Origin of the sequence: Vibrio furnissii CIP 102972 (assembly GCF_000176175.1) — a bacterium.
In the GTDB taxonomy this organism is placed as follows: domain Bacteria; phylum Pseudomonadota; class Gammaproteobacteria; order Enterobacterales; family Vibrionaceae; genus Vibrio; species Vibrio furnissii.
In genome coordinates, this window is record NZ_ACZP01000014.1 from 1,272,776 (window position 1) to 1,295,129 (window position 22,354).

Annotated in this window: 23 protein-coding genes; 9 read left to right on the top strand and 14 right to left on the bottom strand. The window is 52.6% G+C overall.

Going from position 1 to position 22,354, the window contains the following annotated elements; genetic code table 11:
- Position 1: 1 nt before the first annotated feature.
- From VFA_RS15935 to VFA_RS15945, 3 genes are read left to right on the top strand one after another with little or no spacing between them, the layout of a single operon-like run.
- Positions 2-1,054 carry a FecCD family ABC transporter permease gene (locus VFA_RS15935; RefSeq protein WP_004727889.1) on the top strand — a complete coding sequence of 351 codons (1,053 nt, stop codon included), beginning with the start codon at positions 2-4 and terminating at the stop codon, positions 1,052-1,054.
- A gap of 2 nt (positions 1,055-1,056) precedes the next feature.
- A complete protein-coding gene (locus VFA_RS15940; protein ID WP_004727890.1) occupies positions 1,057-1,833 on the top strand; it encodes an ABC transporter ATP-binding protein in 777 nt (258 codons plus the stop codon).
- Positions 1,834-3,060 (top strand): MDR family MFS transporter, encoded by a 1,227-nt coding sequence (locus VFA_RS15945; protein WP_038151976.1) that lies wholly within the window; start codon positions 1,834-1,836, stop codon positions 3,058-3,060.
- Between the two features lie 41 nt (positions 3,061-3,101).
- On the opposite strand, the gene VFA_RS15950 is transcribed toward VFA_RS15945, so the two are convergent.
- The 4 genes from VFA_RS15950 to VFA_RS15965 all read right to left on the bottom strand — a co-directional run bounded on the left by VFA_RS15950 (position 3,102) and on the right by VFA_RS15965 (position 6,657).
- Positions 3,102-4,010: a LysR family transcriptional regulator gene (locus VFA_RS15950; RefSeq protein WP_004727892.1), complete on the bottom strand. Its 909-nt coding sequence runs from the start codon at positions 4,008-4,010 to the stop codon at positions 3,102-3,104.
- A gap of 21 nt (positions 4,011-4,031) precedes the next feature.
- Positions 4,032-5,207: a M20 aminoacylase family protein gene (locus VFA_RS15955; RefSeq protein WP_004727893.1), complete on the bottom strand. Its 1,176-nt coding sequence runs from the start codon at positions 5,205-5,207 to the stop codon at positions 4,032-4,034.
- 144 nt (positions 5,208-5,351) lie between these two features.
- Positions 5,352-5,822, bottom strand: a complete 471-nt coding sequence (locus VFA_RS15960) for a hypothetical protein (RefSeq protein WP_004727894.1) — start codon at positions 5,820-5,822, stop codon at positions 5,352-5,354.
- Entirely contained in the window at positions 5,815-6,657 is an 843-nt protein-coding gene (locus VFA_RS15965; protein ID WP_004727895.1) for a DUF3100 domain-containing protein, read from the bottom strand. The genes VFA_RS15960 and VFA_RS15965 overlap by 8 nt, the downstream gene beginning before the upstream one ends.
- Positions 6,658-7,029: 372 nt before the next feature.
- Here VFA_RS15965 and leuE point away from each other — a divergent pair, with 372 nt between their 5' ends.
- Positions 7,030-7,671 (top strand): leucine efflux protein LeuE, encoded by a 642-nt coding sequence (gene leuE, locus VFA_RS15970; protein ID WP_038151978.1) that lies wholly within the window; start codon positions 7,030-7,032, stop codon positions 7,669-7,671.
- Positions 7,672-7,746: 75 nt separating this feature from the next.
- Here leuE and VFA_RS15975 read toward each other — a convergent pair whose 3' ends face one another.
- The 10 genes from VFA_RS15975 to proC form a co-directional block, all read right to left on the bottom strand.
- Positions 7,747-8,355: an alpha/beta hydrolase gene (locus tag VFA_RS15975; protein WP_004727897.1), complete on the bottom strand. Its 609-nt coding sequence runs from the start codon at positions 8,353-8,355 to the stop codon at positions 7,747-7,749.
- A 49-nt stretch (positions 8,356-8,404) separates the two neighbouring features.
- The gene (locus VFA_RS15980) at positions 8,405-9,364 is read right to left on the bottom strand and encodes a glutathione S-transferase family protein (RefSeq protein ID WP_004727898.1); all 960 of its coding nucleotides are present in this window, start codon (positions 9,362-9,364) and stop codon (positions 8,405-8,407) included.
- 124 nt (positions 9,365-9,488) lie between these two features.
- A complete protein-coding gene (locus VFA_RS15985; RefSeq protein WP_038151979.1) occupies positions 9,489-10,391 on the bottom strand; it encodes a LysR family transcriptional regulator in 903 nt (300 codons plus the stop codon).
- Between the two features lie 216 nt (positions 10,392-10,607).
- A complete protein-coding gene (gene panF, locus VFA_RS15990; RefSeq protein WP_004727900.1) occupies positions 10,608-12,062 on the bottom strand; it encodes a sodium/pantothenate symporter in 1,455 nt (484 codons plus the stop codon).
- On the bottom strand, positions 12,055-12,336 hold the full coding sequence (locus VFA_RS15995; RefSeq protein ID WP_004727901.1) for a YhdT family protein: 282 nt from the start codon (positions 12,334-12,336) through the stop codon (positions 12,055-12,057). The genes panF and VFA_RS15995 overlap by 8 nt, the downstream gene beginning before the upstream one ends.
- Before the next feature lie 179 nt (positions 12,337-12,515).
- Positions 12,516-13,475, bottom strand: a complete 960-nt coding sequence (gene lhpI / locus VFA_RS16000) for a bifunctional Delta(1)-pyrroline-2-carboxylate/Delta(1)-piperideine-2-carboxylate reductase (protein ID WP_004727902.1) — start codon at positions 13,473-13,475, stop codon at positions 12,516-12,518.
- Between the two features lie 75 nt (positions 13,476-13,550).
- Positions 13,551-14,879, bottom strand: coding sequence for a TRAP transporter large permease (locus VFA_RS16005; RefSeq protein WP_004727903.1), 1,329 nt, complete (start codon positions 14,877-14,879; stop codon positions 13,551-13,553).
- Positions 14,876-15,379 (bottom strand): TRAP transporter small permease subunit, encoded by a 504-nt coding sequence (locus tag VFA_RS16010; protein ID WP_004727904.1) that lies wholly within the window; start codon positions 15,377-15,379, stop codon positions 14,876-14,878. The genes VFA_RS16005 and VFA_RS16010 overlap by 4 nt, the downstream gene beginning before the upstream one ends.
- A 68-nt stretch (positions 15,380-15,447) precedes the next feature.
- On the bottom strand, positions 15,448-16,506 hold the full coding sequence (gene dctP, locus VFA_RS16015) for a TRAP transporter substrate-binding protein DctP (RefSeq protein WP_004727905.1): 1,059 nt from the start codon (positions 16,504-16,506) through the stop codon (positions 15,448-15,450).
- A 174-nt stretch (positions 16,507-16,680) separates the two neighbouring features.
- On the bottom strand, positions 16,681-17,511 hold the full coding sequence (gene proC, locus VFA_RS16020; protein WP_038151981.1) for a pyrroline-5-carboxylate reductase: 831 nt from the start codon (positions 17,509-17,511) through the stop codon (positions 16,681-16,683).
- A 235-nt stretch (positions 17,512-17,746) separates the two neighbouring features.
- Here proC and VFA_RS16025 point away from each other — a divergent pair, with 235 nt between their 5' ends.
- The 5 genes from VFA_RS16025 to VFA_RS16045 all read left to right on the top strand — a co-directional run bounded on the left by VFA_RS16025 (position 17,747) and on the right by VFA_RS16045 (position 22,351).
- Positions 17,747-18,508, top strand: a complete 762-nt coding sequence (locus tag VFA_RS16025; RefSeq protein ID WP_232281731.1) for an AraC family transcriptional regulator — start codon at positions 17,747-17,749, stop codon at positions 18,506-18,508.
- Positions 18,509-18,621: 113 nt separating this feature from the next.
- Entirely contained in the window at positions 18,622-19,449 is an 828-nt protein-coding gene (locus VFA_RS24065) for a hypothetical protein (RefSeq protein WP_050780275.1), read from the top strand.
- A 29-nt stretch (positions 19,450-19,478) separates the two neighbouring features.
- Positions 19,479-20,549: a hypothetical protein gene (locus VFA_RS16035; RefSeq protein ID WP_232281732.1), complete on the top strand. Its 1,071-nt coding sequence runs from the start codon at positions 19,479-19,481 to the stop codon at positions 20,547-20,549.
- Positions 20,550-20,706: 157 nt separating this feature from the next.
- On the top strand, positions 20,707-21,711 hold the full coding sequence (locus VFA_RS16040) for a 5'/3'-nucleotidase SurE (RefSeq protein WP_004727911.1): 1,005 nt from the start codon (positions 20,707-20,709) through the stop codon (positions 21,709-21,711).
- Positions 21,712-21,721: 10 nt separating this feature from the next.
- A complete protein-coding gene (locus tag VFA_RS16045) occupies positions 21,722-22,351 on the top strand; it encodes a hypothetical protein (protein ID WP_004727912.1) in 630 nt (209 codons plus the stop codon).
- Positions 22,352-22,354: the final 3 nt, after the last annotated feature.

Consider the following 22,354-nt stretch of genomic DNA (forward strand, 5'->3'; position numbering starts at 1 on the left):
CATGCAATCCGCGATACTTTTACAAGCGATTGAACAACAACGAAAGAGTGAGCGCCGCCGCTGGGTGGTGCTGTGTGCGTTTGGCACCATTTTATTGGCTTCCTTTATACTCGATATCATGACTGGGCCATCGATGCTGGATGCATCGCGCGTGCTGAATGCGCTGCTGGAATTCATCGGCCTGCCATTTCAGGTTGATGGTTCAACCCGTGTGATTGTCACCAACCTGCGTTTGCCAATTGCGCTGATGGCGATCATTGTCGGCGGCTCGCTGGGGGTTGGCGGCGCAGAAATGCAAACGCTGCTCAATAACCCGATGGCCAGTCCGTACACCCTGGGCATGGCCGCGGCGGCAGGCTTTGGTGCGGCGCTGATGCTCTACATCGGTTCGCTGGGCATGGATAATCATTACGCGGTGCCGCTGGGCGCGTTCCTGTGTTGTATGTTGTCGGCCTGTTTTCTGTTTGCTTTGGCCTCCATGCGTCACATTACCTCAGGCCAGTTGATTCTGGCGGGGATTGCGTTGCTGTTTCTGTTTCAGTCACTGTTGTCGCTGGTGCAGTTCATCGCCTCACCGGAGCTGAGCCAACAAATTCTGTTCTGGCTGTTTGGCAGTTTGTCGAAAGCGACGTGGAGCAACTTAACCATCACCGCAGTAGTGGTGATGGGCGGTTTTGCGCTGCTGATGCGGGATTCGTGGAAACTGACGGCGCTGCGGTTGGGCGAAGAGCGCGCAAAAAGCGTCGGTGTGAACGTGCAGCGCCTGCGCCTTAAAATTCTGTTTATCGTGGCGGTAATGACGGCAACCGTAACCAGTTTTGTCGGCATTATTGGGTTTATCGGCATTGTGGCACCCAACATCGCTAAAATTCTGGTGGGCGAAGATCAACGCTTCTTTCTACCACTTTCATTCCTGATCGGCGCATTTTTGCTCTCAACGGCTTCTGTGTTGTCAAAAGTGATTGTGCCGGGCGCGCTGTTTCCGATCGGGATTGTGACGGCAATTATCGGCGTGCCGTTCTTCTTCTGGCTGATCGTGGCGAAGCGAGGTTAATCATGCTGAAGGCTGACAAACTCAATATTCAGATTGGCTCGCTGACGCTGGCGCGTGACATGAGCTTTACGCTGCAACCGGGGCAGGTGACGGCGATCCTTGGTCCGAATGGCACAGGGAAAAGTACGCTGTTGAAAACACTGTTTGGCGACATCAAACTCAACAGTGGCACGATTTCACATCAACACGATCAACTGAGTATCAAATCGCTGCCGCACTGGCGCTCACGTTTTGGCTACATGCCGCAGGATATTCACCTCGACATCAACCTCACCGTGATTGAAGTGGTGCTGCTGGGCAAGTTGGATGCCCTGAGCCTGCGAGTGGACGACACCATGCTGCGCGGCGCGCTGGAAATTCTGGAAAGCATGGGCTTGTCTCATCTGGCGAACCGCGATGTGCGCACGCTCAGTGGTGGTCAGTGTCAGATGATTCTGTTTGCGCAGGCGCTGATGCGTGACCCACAAATTCTGATGCTCGACGAACCAGTCAGCGCGCTGGATCTTCATCATCAGCATGTGCTGCTGGATCATCTGGTGACGCAAACCCGCGAGCAGCAATACATCACGTTGATGGTGCTGCACGACCTCAACCTAGCGGCGCAGTATGCCGATAATCTGCTGGTGTTGAAACAGGGTGAACTGGTGGCTTGCGGGCATCCCAAGCAGGTGCTGACTTCTGAGCTGGTGCAGGATATTTATAACGTCGAGGCGCAAGTCATCACCGATGAACACGGCGTGCCTTTTGTGCGCACGCTGCGTTCGAAAAAGGTCGCGTAAGTGAATCTGCATCATTTCATCAAGGACTGGCGATTGCTCTCTGCCGCTGGCCGAGTGCTGGTGTTTAACAGTTTCAGTTTCAACCTCGGGTTTTACATGCTGCTGCCTTATCTGGCGGAGCATTTGCAAAATCTTGGTTTTAGCGGTTGGTATATCGGTTTCATCATCGGCCTGCGTGTGCTCAGCCAGCAGGGGCTGTTTCTGATTGGTGGCACGCTGGGGGATAAGTTCGGCTATAAACCGATGATCTTGTGTGGCTGCGCCGTCCGCATTGTGGGTTTCTTTTTGCTTGGGATCAGCGACAGCTTCGCGGCGATTCTCGTCGGCGCGTTCTGCACTGGCTTTGCTGGCGCGCTGTTTACGCCCAGCAGTCAGGCGTATTTGTCCTCGGAATACCCGAACGCTCGCGAGCGTAACCGAGTGTTTGCGTTGCAGAATCTGGCCAGTGAAGCGGGGATGTTGCTTGGTCCACTGATTGGTTTGACGTTGTTCTCGGTCAGCTTTATGTGGGTCGGTCTCTCGGCGGCAGGCGTGTTCTTCATTCTGCTTTTGCTGCAATGGTACTACCTGCCAAAAGACGTTCACGCACCGGCAGCGACAGAACAACAGCTGTTCCTACTCGATTGGTGGGCGATGCTGAAAAACAAACCGTTCATGCGTTTTGTCTTCGCGGCATGCGTCTATCAAATTCTGTTTCATCAGTTGTACCTGTCTATTCCGCATCAGGCTCGGGTTCAGACTGGCGATCCGTCGGTGATCACTTGGGTCTTTATGGTGTCGTCATCGATGGGCGTTTTGTTGCAACTGCCGGTCAGCCACTGGGTGGATAAACAGCTTGGTATCGCCAAAGGGATGGGGATTGGCATGGCCTTGATGGGCAGTGCATTTCTGGCGCTGAACCTGCACTTTGCGCTGTGGCCGCCATTGCCGTTTGTGCTGTGCGCGATACTGCTCAGCGCCGGTTCAATGATGGTTTATCCGCTGATTGGTGCCTATGTGCCACGCTTCGCCACGCCGTCTAAACTGGCCAGTTATTACGGCCTCTATTCTTGTATCGGCGGTTTCTTTGCATTTGCGGGAAATTGGGGAGCGGGGTGGTTGCTGGATTTACCGCAGTTTCCATCCGGTTGGTTATGGCTGACCTTCGCCGTGCTCGGCGCGTTGTCCGGTATCGGGCTGTATGTTCAGGTCAGCAAGCAACAAGAATCGGAGCCGCAACTGGCGTGATTTTGCGTTTAATGCCGGCTTATGAGCGCGTTTACGCAGCCTCAGTGGCCAGCATTAAACGCGCTCATACTGGTGACGATACAATCTCTCATCTCTCGAATGGAGGCACTGAGCGGCCTGCCTTTTCGAATCACCAGATCAACTGAGGTGTCGAGGGTGTGCATACCTTCAATATCGATAGCCACAAAGGACTGATTTTTCAGCTCTTTCGTCACGCAGACTTTCGGCAATAGCGTTCCGCCAAGTCCGGCCTCAACGTAGCTTTTGAGCGCTTCAAACGAGTTACACAGCAGAATCTCTTTAAGGCGGATTTCCTGCCGCGCCTCATAAAGATTGATGGCACGCCTTATACTGAAACTTTCATTGAGCAGCGCGAGCGGGATCTCCGCGAGTTGTGCCGGGGAGCAGAGCTGAATGTTTGCCCATGGGCTTTGCGGCGGTACAAGCAGGCTCAGTTCTTGAAACGGGCAGGAGAACAGGACGTCGACCTTGGTATCTTGCGGGGCATTCAGCAGAATACCAATATCGGTTTCCTCACTCTTAATGCCTTCAATGACATCATCACCGCCGCCGACTTGCAGGATCAGTTTGACGCCCGGATGGCGATGAGAAAACTGTGCGATGGCATGATTGATGAGGTCTGGAATAAAACCGCCTCCCACAGAAAGGCGCAGCGTGCCGGTTTGCAAGTGCTCAATTTCAGACAGGTCAGACACCAAGTCATTTTTTCGCTGGTTGATGTCCTGAATGTACTCGGCTAAGCGAAGGCCGGACTGAGTGAGATTGACGCCGCGGCCAATTCGATCCATCAGACGGACGTTAAGCTGAGCTTCAAGTTGCGACACTTTTCGACTGATCGCAGAAGGTGAAACGTGCAGCACTTCTGAGGCTGCACGAATACTCTTGGTTTTTGCGACCACTTCAAAATACTTCAGTGCTCTTTCGTCCATACGTTCCTTCGCTGAGTACGATTAATCGGCTAACAAATGTTGAACCAGTTTAACCCAGAAGTTGGCACCAATAGGTAGTACCTCATCATTGAAGTCGTAGTTCGGGCTGTGCAGATTGTGCGAATGGTTGTCGCTGCCATTGCCGAGCCAAATGTAAGCGCCGGGCAGTTTTTCCAGCATAAAGGCAAAATCTTCGCCGCCCATGCTCGCGGGGGGATTCACATGAACCTGCTGAATCTCAGGCATGGACTCAAGCACGCGCTGACACTTCTCCGCTTCCGGCTGAGTGTTGATGGTCGCCGGGTAGCGGCGTGAATAGAGAATATCGGCTTTACAGCCATGCGCTTTTGCGATGCCTCTGACGACGTCCAACATGCGTGTTTCAATCAAATCACGCACTTTCGGGCAGAAAGAGCGCGTTGTGCCTTTCAATGTCACTTCTTCTGGAATCACGTTGTAAGCGTGGCCCCCATGAACCTGAGTCACGCTGATCACGCCGGATTTTTGCGGGTCAAGATTGCGGCTGATGATGCCTTGCAGCGCATTGATAATCAGGCTGGCGGTGTAAACCGGATCGACGGTGTCATGCGGCATCGCGCCATGTCCGCCAATACCTTGAATGGTGATATCAAATGTGTCGAAAGCGGCCATCACCGCGCCATAATGCACCGCGGCCTGACCTGCAGGCAGTGCCGGCCAGTTGTGCAGGCCGTACACTTCCTGCATTGGGAAACATTCGAATAAGCCATCTTCAATCATGGCTTTAGCGCCTGCTTCGTTCTCTTCCGCCGGTTGGAAGATGAAATGGACCGTACCTTTGAAATCAGGATTTTTGGACAAGGAGACCGCTGCACCCAGCAGCATGGTGGTGTGACCGTCATGGCCGCACGCGTGCATTTTGCCGTGATGCTTAGAGCAGTGGTCAAAGGCATTCATTTCCACGACATCAAGCGCATCCATATCCGCTCTCAGGCCGATGGTCGGGCCATCCCCCTGATTGCCATGCAGTGTCGCGACAATACCTGTGCCTCCGAGTCCGCGTTCGATTTGCAGACCGAGTTCGCTCAAAATAGAGGCGATGGTATCGGAGGTGCGAAACTCTTCATAAGCCGTTTCTGGGTGGGCATGGAGATCGCGTCTCCAAGCAATCAGTTGTTGGTGTTCTTTTGAGTTCTGATCAATATATTGAGTCATCATTTTTCACATCTTGATTATGTGCACTTCGATCAGTGGCTGACGTGTTGAAATAGATTATTTGATTGGACGTTGCAGAGCGTTGGCTATTTTGATTCGCCATCGCACTGCAGCGCCAAATCGTTGAGCATGGTGATGATTTAAGAATTATAGAGCTAAATTGGCCACGAGTACGGAGCCTAAATATGTCCCGGTAAAGACTAACAGAGCAATAATTACGACTTTGCCACCGGCCGACTTAAACGTCGTGACCTCTTGTTTGCTGATGGCTAAACCTGCGTAAGCTAATACCGGGCTGACCAAACTTAAGAAATTAATCTCTTTTACGTAAGTCAGAATAAATTCAGATACCGGCGAGGCTGGGATCGTGAGGATCACGCTGACCAGTGACAACCAAGCGACCGAGGGCAAATAAAACGGCATCACTTTGGTCAGAAATAAACCGACCATGACCATGCCAAATAAAATGATCATACCGGGTAGGGCGGAGAGCGGTGTAATGCCTGTTCCGGTCCAGTTACTGATCAGGGCGATAATACACACAATGACCAGGACCAACGCGTAATCAATCAGGTTGATGTTTGCGTTAACGTTTTTTGCAGTCGCTGTATTAGACATTGAGGTCACTCCCTTGAGCTGCGGATGAACGGACAGGCTGATTCTTGGTCAGAAGACGGTACATTTTCTCGGTCAGCGGTAGGGCGATAAACAAGCCGACAAACAGGCCCGTCGCGTTGGTCAGCAAGTTACTGGCGCCCGCCAGCGCTAAGATTTCATCTTTCATGTCAGGAATCGATGCGCCGAGCGCAGCGGAGCAAGCGGCGGTCATACTGCCACTGCCAACCCCACATGCCATGGCAAGTGCACGCGGATCAAACCAATTAGTCGAAGCAAGCAAGGAAGCCAGCAGGCCAAAATAGAGCGTGCCGAACATCGTGCCCATCACATAGACGCCCATGACGCCGATACCTTCCGGGCTTTTGAGACCATATTTATCCGAAATCAGGGCGATATTCGGTTCACGGGCAATTGAAAAACAGGCACCGACCGACTCACGTCCCATCTTCAAGACCAGAATCGCAACAGGCATCGCAATTAATATCGTGCCAAGGTTGCCTAGTTCCTGAAATATCATCGCTGGACCAATTTCTAATATTTTATTTAGCGATGGTCCGATCAATGTGCCGAATTTAGCCAGAAAAGGGAGAACGGAAATTATGATAATGGGTGTGGCTTTTTCAGCGGCTTTTGTACTCATGACCGCTTTGGCTTTTTTAACCACGTTCGGGTTGAGTAATAAACCAAAAATGAAGGCATAGAACAGGGGTAATAACACCACGCTGCTGCTTCCAAGTGGCACTTTAATGATGCCAATGAGTTCTGCAACCACCGATATTGCTATAACGGTCAGATGCAGCTGCCAGTTTCCCAACTGGCCTTTTAAACTATCCATAGCGTGCTTCCTTATTTGTTTTTATTCCATAGTAAAACTGTGCTCAATGATTTAACCATAAATAAATTGTTGGAACTAATGATATAAAACCAACGATTTGTTCTAAAAAAGGCAACGCAAGATATGATTCTGTTGCTGTGAACAACAAAGCAAACGTTTACTTAGCTTTGAATCAAAAGTTAGTATAATTCTCTGCTTAATGTCCGCTGTACAGGCAGCGTTTTTGCGGCATTTGCGGGCGAGAAGTAGATAATCATCTTACGAAGACGAGTTTTTTTAGAACGGTCATTTTCTGTACTCGACTTCATTGAGTATTTGCGTTATACACGATCTTTCAGTTGTAGAATTTGCTGCGGTAATGCGAGGGATAGCATGTTAGAGAGTTTTGGCGTCATTAATATTTGGACCTATATGGTGGGATTAACGATGATTATTCTCGCGCCGGGGCCGAACTCTTTATATGTCCTGAAATCAAGCTCTTCGTTTGGCGTCAAAGCGGGTTATAAAGCGGCATCGGGCGTATTAATTGGCGATGCGGTGCTCATCTTATTGTCATACCTTGGCGTGGCGTCTTTAATTCAAACTTCCCCCGTGTTGTTTACCGTGATTCGTTATTTGGGTGCGGCGTATTTGTTGTATCTCGGCTTGAAGATCCTGCATTCTTTGGTACGTAAAGACGGTGAGGATGAATCAGGCGTGGAGCGTCCGAAGAAAAGCGAACACGTGTTTGCGAAATCCTTATCGTTGAGCCTGACCAATCCGAAAGCGATTCTGTTCTACGTGTCGTTTTTCATCCAGTTTATCGATTACACCTATGATCACACGTGGATTTCATACCTCATACTGGCCGTGATTCTGGAGATTTTCAGTATCGCCTACTTGAGTGCACTGATCTTCTTGGGCACATCACTGACGCAGATGTTTAAGAATAATAAGCGACTGGCACAACTGGGGAACGGTTTATTGGGGATGTTCTTTATGGGCTTTGCGGCGCGACTTGCCAGCCTGAGTTAACGATAGCGAGTGTGTCACGATAAACGACGGGCCTGATGATTTCAGGCCCGTTCTGTTTTTAAGTGCTGACGATGATCAGGCAAAGCCAAACTGTTGGCGAATAAATGCTGCCGCTTTATCGGCGCCTGCTTGAGAAATCGTGTGTGGAATACCGGGTTCTAGGAACGTGCTGACCTCAACGCCGGCGGCTTCCAGTGTGGCGGCGGCTTTCTCCGTTTCTGAATACGGGATCACCGGATCGCCTTGCCCGTGGATCAGCAGCACCGGCACGTTGCGGTCGATGTCGTAGGGTTGCGGCGAGGACAAACGACCGGAGAAGCCGACAATGGCGCGAACCGGCAGGCGACTGCTGGCCAACACATCCATCGACATGATGGTGCCTTGAGAGAATCCGACCAGAATGATCTCGTCGGTTTGCCAAGAGCCACCGTGTTGCAGCAGCAAATCATTTAGCGTTTTATCTAGGGCGACACGGGCATCTTGCACGCGGCTTGGGCGGTTAATTTCGTTGATGCCATCCAAGCTGAACCATTGATAGCCGCCACCGTGATCAAACGGAAAAGGTGCATTCGGCGACAGAAACATCACGCCCGGCATCGACGGCGCCCAGTAATCCCCCAAGCGTTCAAGATCGCTACCGGAGCTGCCAACACCATGCAGCAGCATTACAATTTTCTTTGTCATGTTCATTCCTTACTGACTCACCTTACTGACTTACGTTGTCACGTGGACCTTACAAACCATACGCTGACATGTCCGGGCCCACCGGCACAATGCCATTTGGGTTGAGCGCTTTAATGGAATAGTAGCCTTGTTTGATGTGGTCGAGGCTGACAGTGCTGCGCACGCCCGGCAAATCCAGCAGGCGTTTGACATACGCGTTTAAGAACGGGTAGTCACGCAACTGGCGTAAGTTACATTTGAAAATGCCATGATACGCAGGGTCAAAACGAATTAACGTGACGAACAGACGAATATCCGCTTCCGTAACGTGTTGACCGGAAAGGTAATCGCGCCCGTCGCTCAGACGATGTTCCAATTGTTTGAGCATGCCAAAAACATCGTGGAACGCTTCTTCATAGCTTTCTTGGGTGGTCGCAAAGCCTGCACGGTACACACCGTTATTGAGCTTTGGATAGATTTCCGCATTCAGGGCATCAATCTCTTCACGCAACGCAGACGGATAAAGGTCAACATCTTGGTTGGCCAGTTCTCCGAAGCCGCTGTTGAACATGCGTACGATGTCGGCGGATTCGTTGTTGACGATGGTGCGCGTTTTCTTGTCCCACAGCACGGGCACGGTTGCACGGCCGGTAAAGTGTGGATCGGCATGGGTATAGAGTTGGTGCATCCACTCAAAACCGTTCAGTTCGTCGCGGTCGGCGCCTGGGTAATCGCCAAAATGCCAGCCTTCGTCGAGCAGTTTAGGTTCAACCACAGAAACGCTCACGACGTCTTCCAGCCCTTTAAGTTTGCGAGCGATTAAAGTGCGTGATGCCCAAGGACAAATCAAGGCCACGTAAAGGTGATAGCGACCGGGTTCGGCGATAAACTGGGCGCTTTCGCCTGCAGCTAACGATTCCGGGGCAACCACCCAATCACGAAAACTGGATGTTTGGCGCACAAAACCGCCTTTTTTATCTGTCGCTTGTACTGGATGCCACTCTTTTGTCCATTGACCATTCACCAACATGTCTCACCTCAAATCTGTTTTCTTTGCGATGTAGAGACTGTAGCTTACTTCCAAATGAATGATTAGATGGTTATAGTGAAGTTATTTCCTTCCAATATGGAAGAAATGGCGCGTGCGCCACGGGTTATTCCCAATCTGCGCCGTTGGCAAAACGGTTAACCAGAAAATCGATGAAGGCTCGGGATGACTGAGCGAGATGTTTGGCAGGCGGGTAGAGCGCATACAGGCCGAGCGGCGGCACTTCGTATTGCTGCAAGATGGCGACCAGTTGTTGCTCTTTGAGCGCTTGGGCCGCAACAAATGTTGGCAGACGCGTGATGCCGAGGTCGGCACAGGCTGCTTTCAAACACACTTCGGCATTGGAAAATTTGAGCCGACCATTCACGGCAAAATCGTGCACATGACCTTGCTCGTTGAGATAGGGCCAGTGGTAGGGATCGCGAAAGTTGGTATCGATGATGCAGTGATGCTGCGCTAAATCGCGAATGTGCGTGGGTGTGCCGTGCTGGCTCAGGTAATGAGGGGATGCGAGCGTGATGACGCGCACGTCGCACAGCTTACGTGCAATCAGGCTGCTGTCGTCCAACTTGCCGATGCGCAGCGCCAAATCAAAGCCTTCGTCTACCACGTTCACGCTGCGATCGGAGAATTTGACATCAAGCGTGATGTCGGGAAATTGTTTAGAAAAATCAATCAGGCTCGGTGCCAGTTGGCTTTGGCCAAAGGTCACTGGCGCAGATATACGCAGCCGACCCGAAGGCAAGCGCGAGGCATTGCGAATGGCGTCGTCGAGCGCATCGAGATCGTCCAACACGCGTTTGATGCGCTCGTAATACGCTTGACCGACTTCTGTGACGGCCAGTGAGCGGGTGGAGCGTTTGACCAGTTGCACGCCCAAGTCTTGCTCTAAGCGCGAAATTAACTTGGACGCCTGACCGCTGCTGATCGCCAAACGTTCAGCCGCTTTGGCAAAACTACCGAGTTCCATGACCGCAACAAACATGCGATCGCATTGCAGCCTATCCATTGTTTATCCTGATTGTTTTCGTTACGAACAGCGTTCATCGCTGCCTGTTTTCGTCACTGACTGTTTTCATCATTGATCGGTTTCATCACTGACGGTTTTCATCGCCAGGCAGCAAGCTTATGGAGCGCGCGCCGTAAAGGCAATCCGTTTGCAACGATTTGTCTGGGCGCTTCAATAAAAAAGAGCGGCTGGTGGCCGCTCTTCTCAAGGGGGAGTTTAGGATGGCATGGCATCCGGTTGTGGTCTTGGTTTCAGCACACTGCCCGCAATAAATGCCAACAAACCCACCACCAGCGTGGGGACGATGGGGTGCACGCCGCCCAGATTCGGTTTAATCAGCATCAGGCCGATGTAAACTGCCAGTCCGGCCACCATGGAACACAACGCGCCGGCGGCCGACGCTTTTTCCCAATACAAACCGAGCACCAGTGGCCACAGGAATACCGCTTGCAAGCCACCCAATGCAATCAGGTTTAACCACACAATCATGTCCGGTGGGTTGGTTGCTGCGAAAAACACGAGCAACGCAAAAATACCGGTGATCCAGAGCGACATGCGGCTGAGTTTGCGCTCGGCCTGATCTTCTTTCACGACCTGCGGATTGATGTAGTTGATGTAGAGATCTTTGAGCAAGGTGGCAGACGCCTGAATCAACTGCGAGTCAATGGTCGACATGATCGCCGCCATTGGGCCTGCGAGGAAGATGCCTGCGACCATGGGTGGTAAAACAGTCATCATCAACGTCGGCATGATCTGATCTGGGCTGCCCACATCCGGCACAAGCGCGCGGCCCAAGGCTCCTGCCATATGGGTGCCGAACATCAGCAGCGCCATCATGATGGTGCTGATCACCATGCCTTTGTGTAGCGACGGACTGTCTTTGTACGACATGCAGCGCACCGCCGCATGTGGCAGACCAATCACACCAAAACAGACCAACACCCAGAAGCTGAGAATAAACGGCTGGCTGAGGAATTGATCGGGGCCATACGGCGTCACCAGCGCAGGATCGATCGCATGCAAGCTGGTGACCAGTTCGCCGATGCTACCCCCGGCATGAACCACACCAATCAACAAAATGATGGTGCCGATGAGCATCATGATGCCCTGAATGGTGTCGGTGAGCACCACGGCGCGAAACCCGCCAATGGTGGTGTATAAACCGACGGTGCAGGCAAACAGCAACAAGCCTTGTTCGTAGGGTAAGCCTGTCACGGTTTGCAGCAAGCGCGCGCCGCCGACAAACTGCACGACCATGGTGCCGAAGAAAGCCAATAGTAACGACAGCGAGGCCAAAATGACCACTGAGCGACTTTTAAAGCGTGCATACAAAATGTCATTGAGGGTCAGCGCGTTGTGTTTGCGTGCTTCTATCGCAAACTTTTTGCCCAGTACGCCCAGTGTCAGCCAGGTTGCCGGTAACTGGATCATCGCCAGTAACACCCATCCCAAGCCCATTTTGTATGCCGCTCCGGGGCCGCCAATAAAGCTGCTGGCACTGGCATAGGTTGCGGCAAGCGTCATCGCCAGCACAAATCCGCCCATGCTGCGGCCGCCCACGAAGTATTCGCTGAGAAAACTGCCATTGGTGTAGTGGCGGCGCGTAAAAAATGCGACCGCAAAGACGCCAATCAGGTAAATAACTAAAGGGATAAGAAGTTGACTATTCATTGGATTCGTCAGGATTTACATCTAAGGGAATATCGCGATAAAACACTTTCACCATCACGGCGCACAGCACCGTGAAGACGATTGGGCCAATCACACACGAAAGCAGGAACCAAAGCGGCATGCCGAAATAGAGTTCTGGCATGCTGGTGTCTTGCGGCGGCGCCGAAAACCCGTAGGCGGATACATACCACCAGATGAAATAGCCCACTGCCAGCGCAATGGCTAAAAAAGCCTCACGATGCGCCTGACGATACCTGTTTTTTCTGTTGTCCATAAGTTGTCTCTTGGTCTAGGTACCATACGGAGGTGGGTATGGTATACAAATGTGCCGTCGGGCACAAAAGTTTACTAAACCAAGGTGTTCAGGTTCGGTGAGTGCGAACCGAACCTAAACCAAAAGTGCCACAACAAACACGTACGTCAGCGCATGTGAGGAAAGGGACGGAAGGAAAATCAATCTTGCGGTAAGTCTTCCCACAATACGATGGCGGCGGCGAGATCTTCCAGTGACGCGCCGACGGATTTAAAGAGGGTTATCTCATCATCGGAGCGGCGACCAAAGACCTCTTGGCGAGTGAGCTGTTCCAAATCACCGTGAATGTCTTCCATCGAGAAATGGCCTTCAGCCATCGCCTGATGCAGATCGCCAGCTTCGCCTTTGGCACCCGCCCAGGTATCGACAAACACTTGACTGCGTGCCACGGCGTCGCCATCGCATTCGCGCATGTCTTTACGAAAGGCGCCGACTAAATCTAGGTGGCAGCCCGGTTTTAACCATTCACCCTTTACAATCGGTGCTTTGGAGAGCGTCGCGCAACTGATGATGTCAGCCTGTGAGCAGGCGCTGGCCAGATCGCTGACGGCCTCAATCTGCGTGATGGTGGTCGAGGCGCCTTGATAACCCTGATATTCATCAACCATTGCTTTCACTTTGTCAGGATTACGCCCCCAGACCAGCACGCGTTGAATCGGGCGCACAGCCGCGTGCGCTTCGATGAGCATTGGCGCAACTTGGCCGGTGCCGACGATCAATAAAGTTTCTGCATCCGCTTTCGCCAGATAACGCGCCGCCAATGCCGATGCGGCGGCGGTGCGGCGGCGTGTCAGCTCATTGCCAGCAATGCACGCCAGCGTTTGACCATGTTGGCCTTCCGATAACAGATACAAACCGGAAATGGCCGGTAAGCCCACCGATGAGTTTTGGGGAAACACGTTGAGCATTTTCATGCCGATGTACCCCTGCTGTTCCCACGCGGGCATCAGCAACATCGTGGCTTCGCCGTCGGGACGTTCAATGGTGTGATGGTGGCGCGCGGGGGCATTGACCCCCGTACGAAACGTATCATCCAGTTTGTCGATGAGTGTTGTCCAAGGCAAATGGCGAGCGACAACGTCGGCTGAGAGAAACTTCATAAAACCTCACAGAGTTAGAACGACTGGCAGCCAGAGCCGCCAGTCAGGGAGAACGTGATTTCTACGCGAGACATCTTATTCCCACGCAGGGCCGCCCATCACATCCGGTAGCCACAGCGCGGTCGCGGGGAAGGCGAGTACTGCGGTGAGTACCAGAAGCTGAATCACGATAAACGGCACCACGCCTGCGTACATGTGACGCAGAGAGATGTCCGGTGGCGTGATGGCGCGCAGATAGAAAATCGAGGGCGCCAGCGGAGGTGTCAGGTAACTGGTTTGCAGAACCACGAGGAACGCCACACAGAACCACACTTCGTCAAACCCAAGCAAGCGTACCACAGGCATCGCGACAGGAATCACGATGAGCACCACTGACATCATGTCGAGTACAAATCCGGCGAGGAACGCGATGATGAGGATCAGCGCCAAAATCGCCCAAGCTTCGAGGCCAGTGCCGAGCAGAACCGATTGTACGGTTGCCATACCCCCTGCGGCGAAGAACACGCCTGCGAACATATTGCCGCCAAGTACAATCAGCAAGATCATCGCTGAGATGTTGACGGTGCTCATCAGTGAGTTCCACATGACTTTAACCGTCAGGTTACGGTAGCTGGCGGCCAGCAGAATCGATCCGAGTGCGCCACACGCAGCAGCTTCAGTTGGCGTAGCAAGGCCCATCAAAATGGTGCCCAGTACCGCGAAAATGAGAATCGCAGCGGGCAGCAGCGCAGTGAATGTCGCCGTCAGTCGGTCTTTGAGGCTGTAGCCTTCGCCATCTTCCACCTGACGCGGCGCCACGGTGGGTTTCAGCCATGACAACATCACCACGTAAAGGATAAACAGCGTGGCCATCATCAAGCCGGGAAGCAGCAGGCCGCTAAATAGCTGACCGACGGATACGCCCGCGACAGGGCCAAGTACAATCACGGTAATGGAGGGTGGGATCGCGGTACCCAGTGAGCCACTGGCACAGATTACGCCGGACAACAAACGTTTGTCGTAAGCGTGTTTCATCATGATGGGGATAGCCAGCATGCCAATCACGGCTTCGGTTGCACCCACCACGCCGCTTGCCGCGGCGAAAATGGTACCCAGCAGAATTGCACCCACCCCAAGGCCGCCGGGCATGCCGTGCGTCCACATATGGATGGCTTTAAACAGCCGTTCGGCAATGCCGGATTTTTCCAACATCGCACCCATAAAAATGAACAGGGGAACGGCGGCGAGAATTGAGTTGGTGGCGGTTTCTTCAATTTTGCTCAATAGCTGATATGCCGTTACGTCGCCGAACTGCATCAGGCCGAAAATGGTGGCCACCAAAATCATGGAAAACGCGACCTGAAAACCCGCAAAGATAAACAGAATTAGCAGCGGGAACATCAACAGGGATAAATAATCACTCATACATTTACCTCGTGGCCCAGCGCAATGCGTGCGGACTTCAGCAGTTCCGCCAACACTTGCAGGCTGAGAACAGCCAGACCAATAAACCAAACGCCATACACAGGCCACATCACCGGGTTCCACGCAGAACGGCCGGAACGTTCGCCACTGTCAAAGGCTTCGTAGAAGTAGTGGTACAGCTCCAAGCTGATCCAGCTCACGATGGGTAAAAACATCAAATAGCACAGGCTGCGAATGGTCGCAGTGGCGCGAGGTTTGAGCTTCAGTGTCACCACATCGACACTGACGTGCTGGCCAAGGCGCAATGCATTGGCAAGGCCGAGCATAAAGATTGCGCCCATGACCATGTAACTGATTTCAAACGCCCACAGGGTCGGGGAATCAAAGATATAGCGGCTGAAGACTTCAGTGACGAGCGCACCGATCAGCGGCAATACCAACAGAGCGGCAATCAGCCCGGCAAAGCGGGTAATGGCCTCGATACTGGTAATCAACTTCATAGTGTTAACCTAATTACGATCGAAAAAGAGACCAGACAGCCGCCTTGCGGCGGCTGTGGCAGAGGAGATTAACTTTCGGTCACACCGATTTGTAGACGGTATTCAGGCCACAGTTTGATCTGCTCTTTGAACTCACGTTGAGAGGTCAGCACGCGCTTGAACCATGCATTATCGGCTGCATGATCATTTTCCCATTTCTTGGTTTCTTCCAGAATTTGGCTGATGAATTTTGGATCGAGACGAACGATTTCGTTGCTGCCGTTCACCAGTTCTTTGTACGCATCAAGGTCGGCGTAAGACGCAGATAACCATGAATCGAACATAGACAGTTTTGCTGCCTGACGAATCAAGTCTTGTTCTTCAGCGGGCAGTTTATCCCACGCTTTTTGGTTGACCTGACACTCCAGGACGCCACCTGATTGGTGAATCCCTGGCAGGATCACGTATTTCGCCACTTCTTGGAAACCCGTTGGACGGTTCATCTCTGGGCTGCCCCATTCGGCTGCGTCAATCACGCCGCGTTCTAGTGCCGAGTAGATATCGCTGCCCGCCATCACCACGGTCGATGCGCCTAGGCGAGAGGCGATCTCTGCCCATGCACCAGAGGTACGAATGCGCAGACCTTTGAAGTCTTCCAGTGTGCGAACGGGTTTGTTGGAGTGAAGGAAAATTTCGGTGCCAAGAATGGAACAAGGGAAAGCGACCACACCAAATTTCTCTTTACGGTACTGTTCGTACAGCTCGATACCGCCGCCTTTGTACATCCACAACATGAACTCTTCTGGCGTCAGGCCGCTCGAGTGACCCGCCAGCAGCGCTGTCGTTGGATCTTTACCGTAGTCGTAGTTGATGTAGTTGTGGCTGACGGTTGCAACGCCAGATTTCACGGTGTCTGTCACTTTCAGCGCGCTACCCAGAGTACCGCCAGGGAAGACTTTCACGGTGATGTCGCCGTGGGTCAGCTCACTCACGTTATCGGCGAAGAACTTGGCATCACGTTCTAGCCAAGGGCCACCTGACCACGGTGTTGCCATACGCCATTCATCGGCGTACGCAGCTGACGTCGCCAGTGAAACGCACGCAGCCAGCGCCGCGGTCTTCATGATTTTACGAAGATTTCCTTTCATCTTTACTTAGTCCTTTTACGGGTTGTTGTTTTACCTCGGTTACCGAAGGTTGCGGCATTGGGGCCGCATCTCCCCACTCGTATACAACGCCACTGCAAGTGGGGGAAAGCATGCTGCCTGCCGACGGTGTCGGGTACGTCGGTTATTGGAATACTATTCTGTGAACTATTTCTTTTATTTTTCGCCAAAGAGCGATTGCATCTCTCGGGCGCGATCGGCACAGTCCTGCATGGCTTGTGCAACGATGTCACGAAGCCCTGCGGCTTCGAAAGAGGCGATAGCACGCTCCGTTGAGCCTTGTGGCGACATCACATTACGCATCAATTGTTCCGGTTCATCCTCACCGGTTAATGCCATGGATGCAGCGCCAAGGCCGGTTTGCAGTGCCAGTTTACGCGCGGTGGAACGAGGCAGGCCTTGTTTCACGGCTGCATCTTCCATCGCTTTGAAAAAGAGGAAGAAATATGCAGGTGCGCTGCCCGCGACGGCGGTGGCCGCGTCCATTAAATCTTCATCGGAAAGCCATTCGACAATGCCGGTGCTCGACAGCAGTTGCTCAATTTGCTCGCACTGCGCATCGCTCACCAACGCATTGGCTTTTAATGCGGTCGCGCCGCAACCAATCATGGCGGGGGTGTTTGGCATGGCGCGAACCACCGGCACCTGCTCACCTAACCATGCTTGCAGGGAGTCAAGTGGAATCCCTGCCGCGATAGACAGCACCAACGGCGGCACGTCTCGAGCATCGAGGGTTGGGCGAAGTTCGTCGCACACCATACGTAGAATTTGTGGTTTTACGGCCAACACCACGATATCGGCTTGCTGGATGGCTGCACAGTTATCGCTGGTGACTTGAATGCCGAAACGGGAGTTGACGGCGTCAAGCATGGCCGTGTCGGGGGATGTCGCGGTGATGTGGTCGGCTGGGTATCCTTGACTGACCAAGCCGCCGACAATTGCGCTGGCCATATTTCCCGCACCAATAAAGGTGATTGTTGCTGTCATTGTTCTTTTTCTTCCTGATTAAAAGCGGTCTCAGCGCATTGTTTCCCTACGCTTGTTCCATTTAAGCAGCTCGGAATGTTGGATTCTTGTTTAAAACTCCTGAGTTTTTGCGCAAATTGCAGCACTTGTTTAACATTTGAAACGCTTCTGAAATATTACTTGTCTTTTAAGTGAGATTTTTGTTATAAGAGAATTATTCTTATTTAACCTGGTCGGACATGTCTCCACGCTCATCATGGCTATTCGCATACGGACGCAAGCACTACAGAACAGTTGCCTTCATCATGACCACGATTACCATCAAATTGTGATTGCGTATCGTGGTGGCGCAGCGTTTGAAGTTCAGGGGCGGGGTGGCCAGGTTGACCCGTTCCACGGTTGCTTGGTTCCCGGAGGCGATGAGCACTTTTACGAAGGGATCGGCGACAACAGCCACATCATTCTCGACATACCGACTGAACACGTTGGCGTGAAACTCGAACGCCTGTTCGATTCCGCGCAATATTTTGATATCGATTCTGGCCTGCGCTATTTATTAGCGTACATGTACCGTGAGAAAGATGTCTGGGATTCCTATCCTGAAGCCGCGGAAGGGATCACCACCACCTTTCTTTCTAGCTTGCATCAACGCATGTTCAATCAGCAGGACGTCAATTACCTCCATCGTGGCCGCCTCGATTTAGTGGCGATTGATGAATACATTCAGCAGCACATTGATGAAGCGTTGCCCACGTCGCGCTTGGCGTCGGTCAGTAACGTCAGCGCCGGGCATTTCCATGAACTGTTTCGTGAAGCGGCAGGCATGACGCCGGGGCAATACCTATTTACTGCGCGCATGAAGCGTGCTCGCCAGATGCTGCAGGACACGCGCCTTCCGTTGATCGAAATTGCCGAAAAAGTGGGCTTTTCCAGCCAAAGTGCATTAACCCACGCGTTTCGCCGTTTTTTTGGTGAAACCCCGGGGCAGGTGCGACGCAAAATGTCGGCGAAGAAATAATCGCAGAACATGCCGCTATCTGCGGTGAACATCTACAAATTATCGAGGATTGTCATATTAACTTCATAAGCTTGGCGTAATTTCTTCACAAAAAGAAGGAACGTATCGCCGTTATGAATGACGTCATGACGCGGCTCTGGCACCATCCCGCTGCGCCGCGCTGTTACACCCTCGTGAGCCTGATTTTGTGTGTCGGGCTGGTGGCTTGGTTGCAAGCACCAACATTCACCATGCCCCAAACTCTGGCTTTTAATCAGCTATCCTGTTCCGCGGTGAACACCGAACAACGCGCTGACCCAGCGCTGCCCAATCTAACCATATTGATCCCGGCGCACGTCATGGCAAGACCGTTACTGTCAACGCTGTGCAGTGATCCTATGCTCAATCACCGCTTTCGTGATGTGACCGTGCAATGGTTGCCACGTGGTGAACTGACGCCACGCATGATCTATCAGCAGGATTTTGATGTGATGTGGGGGCGCGATTATCATCTGGCTGGATTGAGCCCAGACTATCAGCGTTACTACGAGACCCTGCTACCCATGCCTCGATATGATGCGCTGTGGTTTGCCCGCGAGCCCATCACACCGCAATTTCTTGCGACGCATCGTATCGGTCTGCTCAGTGATACCTTCAGTCGCTCTGGCTATCAGTTGCCGGTCCAAGTGCTGGCGCAACTGTCTATTGATATTCATGCTGCCCGTGTCACCCGTTATCCGTCGCGTCAGGCGATGCTTTCTGCGCTCACGAAGGGTGAGGTTGATGTCATTCCGGATACCAATTATAGCCCGCTGTATCAGGGCGATACGTTTTATCAAACGACGATCGCACAGGGCATTTCCGCTGGTGGCTGGTTTGTCTCTCGCTCACTGCGCGATGAACCTGTGCTCCACCAATTGAAGTCTCATCTTCACCAAGTATTGGCAGCTTTTTCCTCATGATGACGATTCCTTTTTTCCACCGAATGCAGATGGCTCAACTGCTCGGTTTGATTGTGTGTTATTTGCTTTTGTCTCTATTGTTCAGTGCAGTGCTGACTCAGGCTCGCCTGCAACGGGTCATTGATGGGCCGATCCAGTCGGCCCGTAACCAGATTTGGCAAGACAGCGCTGAATTGGGCGAGCAGGCTGAAACCCAAGCGCTGTTTGCGCTGCGAAGCCAGGAGGTGCTGAGCCATCTGCAATGGCACAACCCGTTGCAAGTGCTGGCTACGTGCGGGTTGGAGTCTTCAAACTCGGCAACAAACGGGCTGCGATTCCCGATTACGCTTCAGCTGCCATCGCAGGGTGGGGCGCTGCGCCTTGCCATGCAGTGCGACGTGCAGTGGCTGCCATGGGGCAGTATTGCGCTGTTGGCGGCGGGGCTGACTTCTCTATTGATGCGTTGGCGGCCGCAACCTCTCAGGCCGAGCGATCAGCGTTTGCTGCATCAGTTGTCTCAGCAAGGTGTCGATGCCAAGCTTTGGAAGCAAGCGCTGCAGCACTTTCGCAGTTCGGCGCCGAGCGCTGAACCCGATGGCAGTTATTTGCTGGCGGTGCTCGCAAGCCGTCAGTCTTCATACACGATTGAAGACGCGGTTGAACAGCTCAATCAAGCCTCTCAGCCGTTGGCGCTCAAGTTCATCACTCATGACGGTCAACTCCAAGTGCACCTGAATGCGTTGGTGATCCCTTTGTCGGTTACGCCGGCAATTTACTGGCTGTGGTACGCGCAGCGCCGCAAGTGCGAGAGCGATGATGGCTGGGTGAGCAATCCGCCTGCTAACCGTCCGGATGTGCGCAGTGCGCAAAATTTGATTGCGTTGATGGCGCAATTTGGTGGTCATGGCCGCGCGATCAGAGAACTTAAACAACATGGTTTGCGAGCCAAAACCCTCGATCAGAACCGCAATAAAATCAAAGAAGCGCTGCTGGGTGTGGTTGGGGAGACACTTACGGAAGCTTGCGGTTTTGAAAATGGCCGCAAAGATCAAAACGCACAGTCCTGCTACCGTTTAAAGATATCTCCAAATCGGATTAATATTGATGTTGAATTCATTTAACTATTTGAAATTTATTGAAAATATTTTAAAGATATCTCTGTGTTGAACCACTAAAAATTTGTAACCGAAGCGTCATGTTTTTTCGCAAAAGTAACGTTCAGACCGCTCGAACACGGCGTTTGAGCGGAAGACAACACAGTGAAAAAACGGATCAATCATGAAGCAATTCTCAAAAGTCTGCCTGGCGATGGCAGCGTGTGGCGCCCTGACGCTTTCTAACCCATCTTTTGCGCTCAATATTCTGCTGACGAATGACGACAGTTGGGAGACCACCAACATTCAGGTGATGAAAAGTACGCTCGAAGCGGCGGGTCACGATGTGATTATGTCGGCGCCTTGTACCGGACAAAGTGGCAAAGGCGGCGCGATGACGTTCCTCAAACCCGTGTCGGTTGATGAGACCCAGTCGGCGGATCAGGAATATTGTGTCGGTGACACCGATACCTCGGTGGCGTTTTCCAGTTTCGCAGAAGGAACGCCGGTGATGGCGGCGACCTACGGGATTGATGTCGCCGCGCAGGCCGTGTGGGGACAGGATCCAGATCTGGTGATTTCGGGACCGAATGAAGGGAACAACCTTGGCTATATGAACAACAACTCCGGCACGCTCGGTGCGGCGATGATTTCACTCAGCCGTGGCATTCCGGCCATTGCGGTCAGCGCCAATTCCAATACCGCGTCAGACGCAGAGCAATCACAACTGGTGGCGAACGTGGTGGTTAAGATTGTCGCGCAGTTGGTGGCCAATCAACCTTCGGGCCAACCGCTATTGCCTGCTTACACTGGGTTGAACGTCAATACCCCGGAAGAGATGAACAGCACCATGGGCTACAAGTTTACCGATGTGGGCTGGAACGGCGGCGGTGCGCTGCTTAAATTCAGTGATGATTTGTCTACCGATTCCACCGCGCTGTATTACACCATGCAGAGCCTGATTGCGGGCGGCATGACTTCAGAAGAAGCGCAAGCGGCGGCAACGAGCGCGTTATCTGGTAAGCAAGGGCTGACTTTCACCACAGGTGACGCTGGTGACACCAGTGAAGATTCTGAAGGTATCGCGGTTAACGAAGGTTACATCACCATCAGTACCATTGATGGCAACGTGCAGGCGGCGCGCGGCAAAGTCGCGTTGGTTAGCCAGCGCTTGATTGGCTTGGAATAGGGAAGTGGTGATGAAACAGCAACAATGGATGATGGCACTGTGCTGTGTGTTTGCCTTGTGGGGGTGTAAACCCACCAACGACACCATACAAGTGGGAACGTATGAAGGTGTGGTGTGGCGTGATGACACGGTACCGCTCTCAGCGCAGATTGTGGTGCAGAATTCTACGACGTTACTGACGCTGTGGGATGATCGTGAGCATCAAGCTTCGTATGTGGGCAGCAGCAGTGAAGGTCTGCTGGTATTTTCGGCGGTAGCGTTAAGCTGCGAAATGAGCGCCGCTGCGCTGGCGTGCACCAACAGCAATGGTGAAACGACGTTGTCTCCGGTCTTTGCTGAGAGCGTTGATATTGCCAGCTTTGCTGGTACTTATCAGGCGCGTTACAACGACGCATTGCTGCAAATGAGCATTGACAATCTTGGTGCACTTACCGTTAGTGGCGCAAGTTGTGAAAGCTCCGGCAGTCTGACCGCGACGACTGAGGTCAATGGCTTGGCGGAGATGCAACTGGCTGATGACCAGTGCGCCGCAGCAGGGCATGTGAATCTGGTGACGCTGGAAACCGAGAACGAATCGCTGGTCAGCTTGAACATTCAAACCAGTAGCGAGACGTTTCCTCAAGTCTGGGTTCAGATGTAAGCT

Excerpts from the sequence above, each read along its gene's own strand:
- VFA_RS15935 (WP_004727889.1), top strand. The coding sequence starts at position 2 with ATGCAATCCGCGATACTTTTACAAGCGATTGAACAACAACGAAAGAGT.
- VFA_RS15940 (WP_004727890.1), top strand. The coding sequence starts at position 1,057 with ATGCTGAAGGCTGACAAACTCAATATTCAGATTGGCTCGCTGACGCTG.
- VFA_RS15950 (WP_004727892.1), bottom strand. The coding sequence starts at position 4,010 with ATGGACGAAAGAGCACTGAAGTATTTTGAAGTGGTCGCAAAAACCAAG.
- VFA_RS15955 (WP_004727893.1), bottom strand. The coding sequence starts at position 5,207 with ATGATGACTCAATATATTGATCAGAACTCAAAAGAACACCAACAACTG.
- VFA_RS15960 (WP_004727894.1), bottom strand. The coding sequence starts at position 5,822 with ATGTCTAATACAGCGACTGCAAAAAACGTTAACGCAAACATCAACCTG.
- VFA_RS15965 (WP_004727895.1), bottom strand. The coding sequence starts at position 6,657 with ATGGATAGTTTAAAAGGCCAGTTGGGAAACTGGCAGCTGCATCTGACC.
- leuE (WP_038151978.1), top strand. The coding sequence starts at position 7,030 with ATGTTAGAGAGTTTTGGCGTCATTAATATTTGGACCTATATGGTGGGA.
- VFA_RS15975 (WP_004727897.1), bottom strand. The coding sequence starts at position 8,355 with ATGACAAAGAAAATTGTAATGCTGCTGCATGGTGTTGGCAGCTCCGGT.
- VFA_RS15980 (WP_004727898.1), bottom strand. The coding sequence starts at position 9,364 with ATGTTGGTGAATGGTCAATGGACAAAAGAGTGGCATCCAGTACAAGCG.
- VFA_RS15985 (WP_038151979.1), bottom strand. The coding sequence starts at position 10,391 with ATGGATAGGCTGCAATGCGATCGCATGTTTGTTGCGGTCATGGAACTC.
- panF (WP_004727900.1), bottom strand. The coding sequence starts at position 12,062 with ATGAATAGTCAACTTCTTATCCCTTTAGTTATTTACCTGATTGGCGTC.
- VFA_RS15995 (WP_004727901.1), bottom strand. The coding sequence starts at position 12,336 with ATGGACAACAGAAAAAACAGGTATCGTCAGGCGCATCGTGAGGCTTTT.
- lhpI (WP_004727902.1), bottom strand. The coding sequence starts at position 13,475 with ATGAAGTTTCTCTCAGCCGACGTTGTCGCTCGCCATTTGCCTTGGACA.
- VFA_RS16005 (WP_004727903.1), bottom strand. The coding sequence starts at position 14,879 with ATGAGTGATTATTTATCCCTGTTGATGTTCCCGCTGCTAATTCTGTTT.
- VFA_RS16010 (WP_004727904.1), bottom strand. The coding sequence starts at position 15,379 with ATGAAGTTGATTACCAGTATCGAGGCCATTACCCGCTTTGCCGGGCTG.
- dctP (WP_004727905.1), bottom strand. The coding sequence starts at position 16,506 with ATGAAAGGAAATCTTCGTAAAATCATGAAGACCGCGGCGCTGGCTGCG.
- proC (WP_038151981.1), bottom strand. The coding sequence starts at position 17,511 with ATGACAGCAACAATCACCTTTATTGGTGCGGGAAATATGGCCAGCGCA.
- VFA_RS16025 (WP_232281731.1), top strand. The coding sequence starts at position 17,747 with ATGGCTATTCGCATACGGACGCAAGCACTACAGAACAGTTGCCTTCAT.
- VFA_RS24065 (WP_050780275.1), top strand. The coding sequence starts at position 18,622 with ATGAATGACGTCATGACGCGGCTCTGGCACCATCCCGCTGCGCCGCGC.
- VFA_RS16035 (WP_232281732.1), top strand. The coding sequence starts at position 19,479 with ATGGCTCAACTGCTCGGTTTGATTGTGTGTTATTTGCTTTTGTCTCTA.
- VFA_RS16040 (WP_004727911.1), top strand. The coding sequence starts at position 20,707 with ATGAAGCAATTCTCAAAAGTCTGCCTGGCGATGGCAGCGTGTGGCGCC.
- VFA_RS16045 (WP_004727912.1), top strand. The coding sequence starts at position 21,722 with ATGAAACAGCAACAATGGATGATGGCACTGTGCTGTGTGTTTGCCTTG.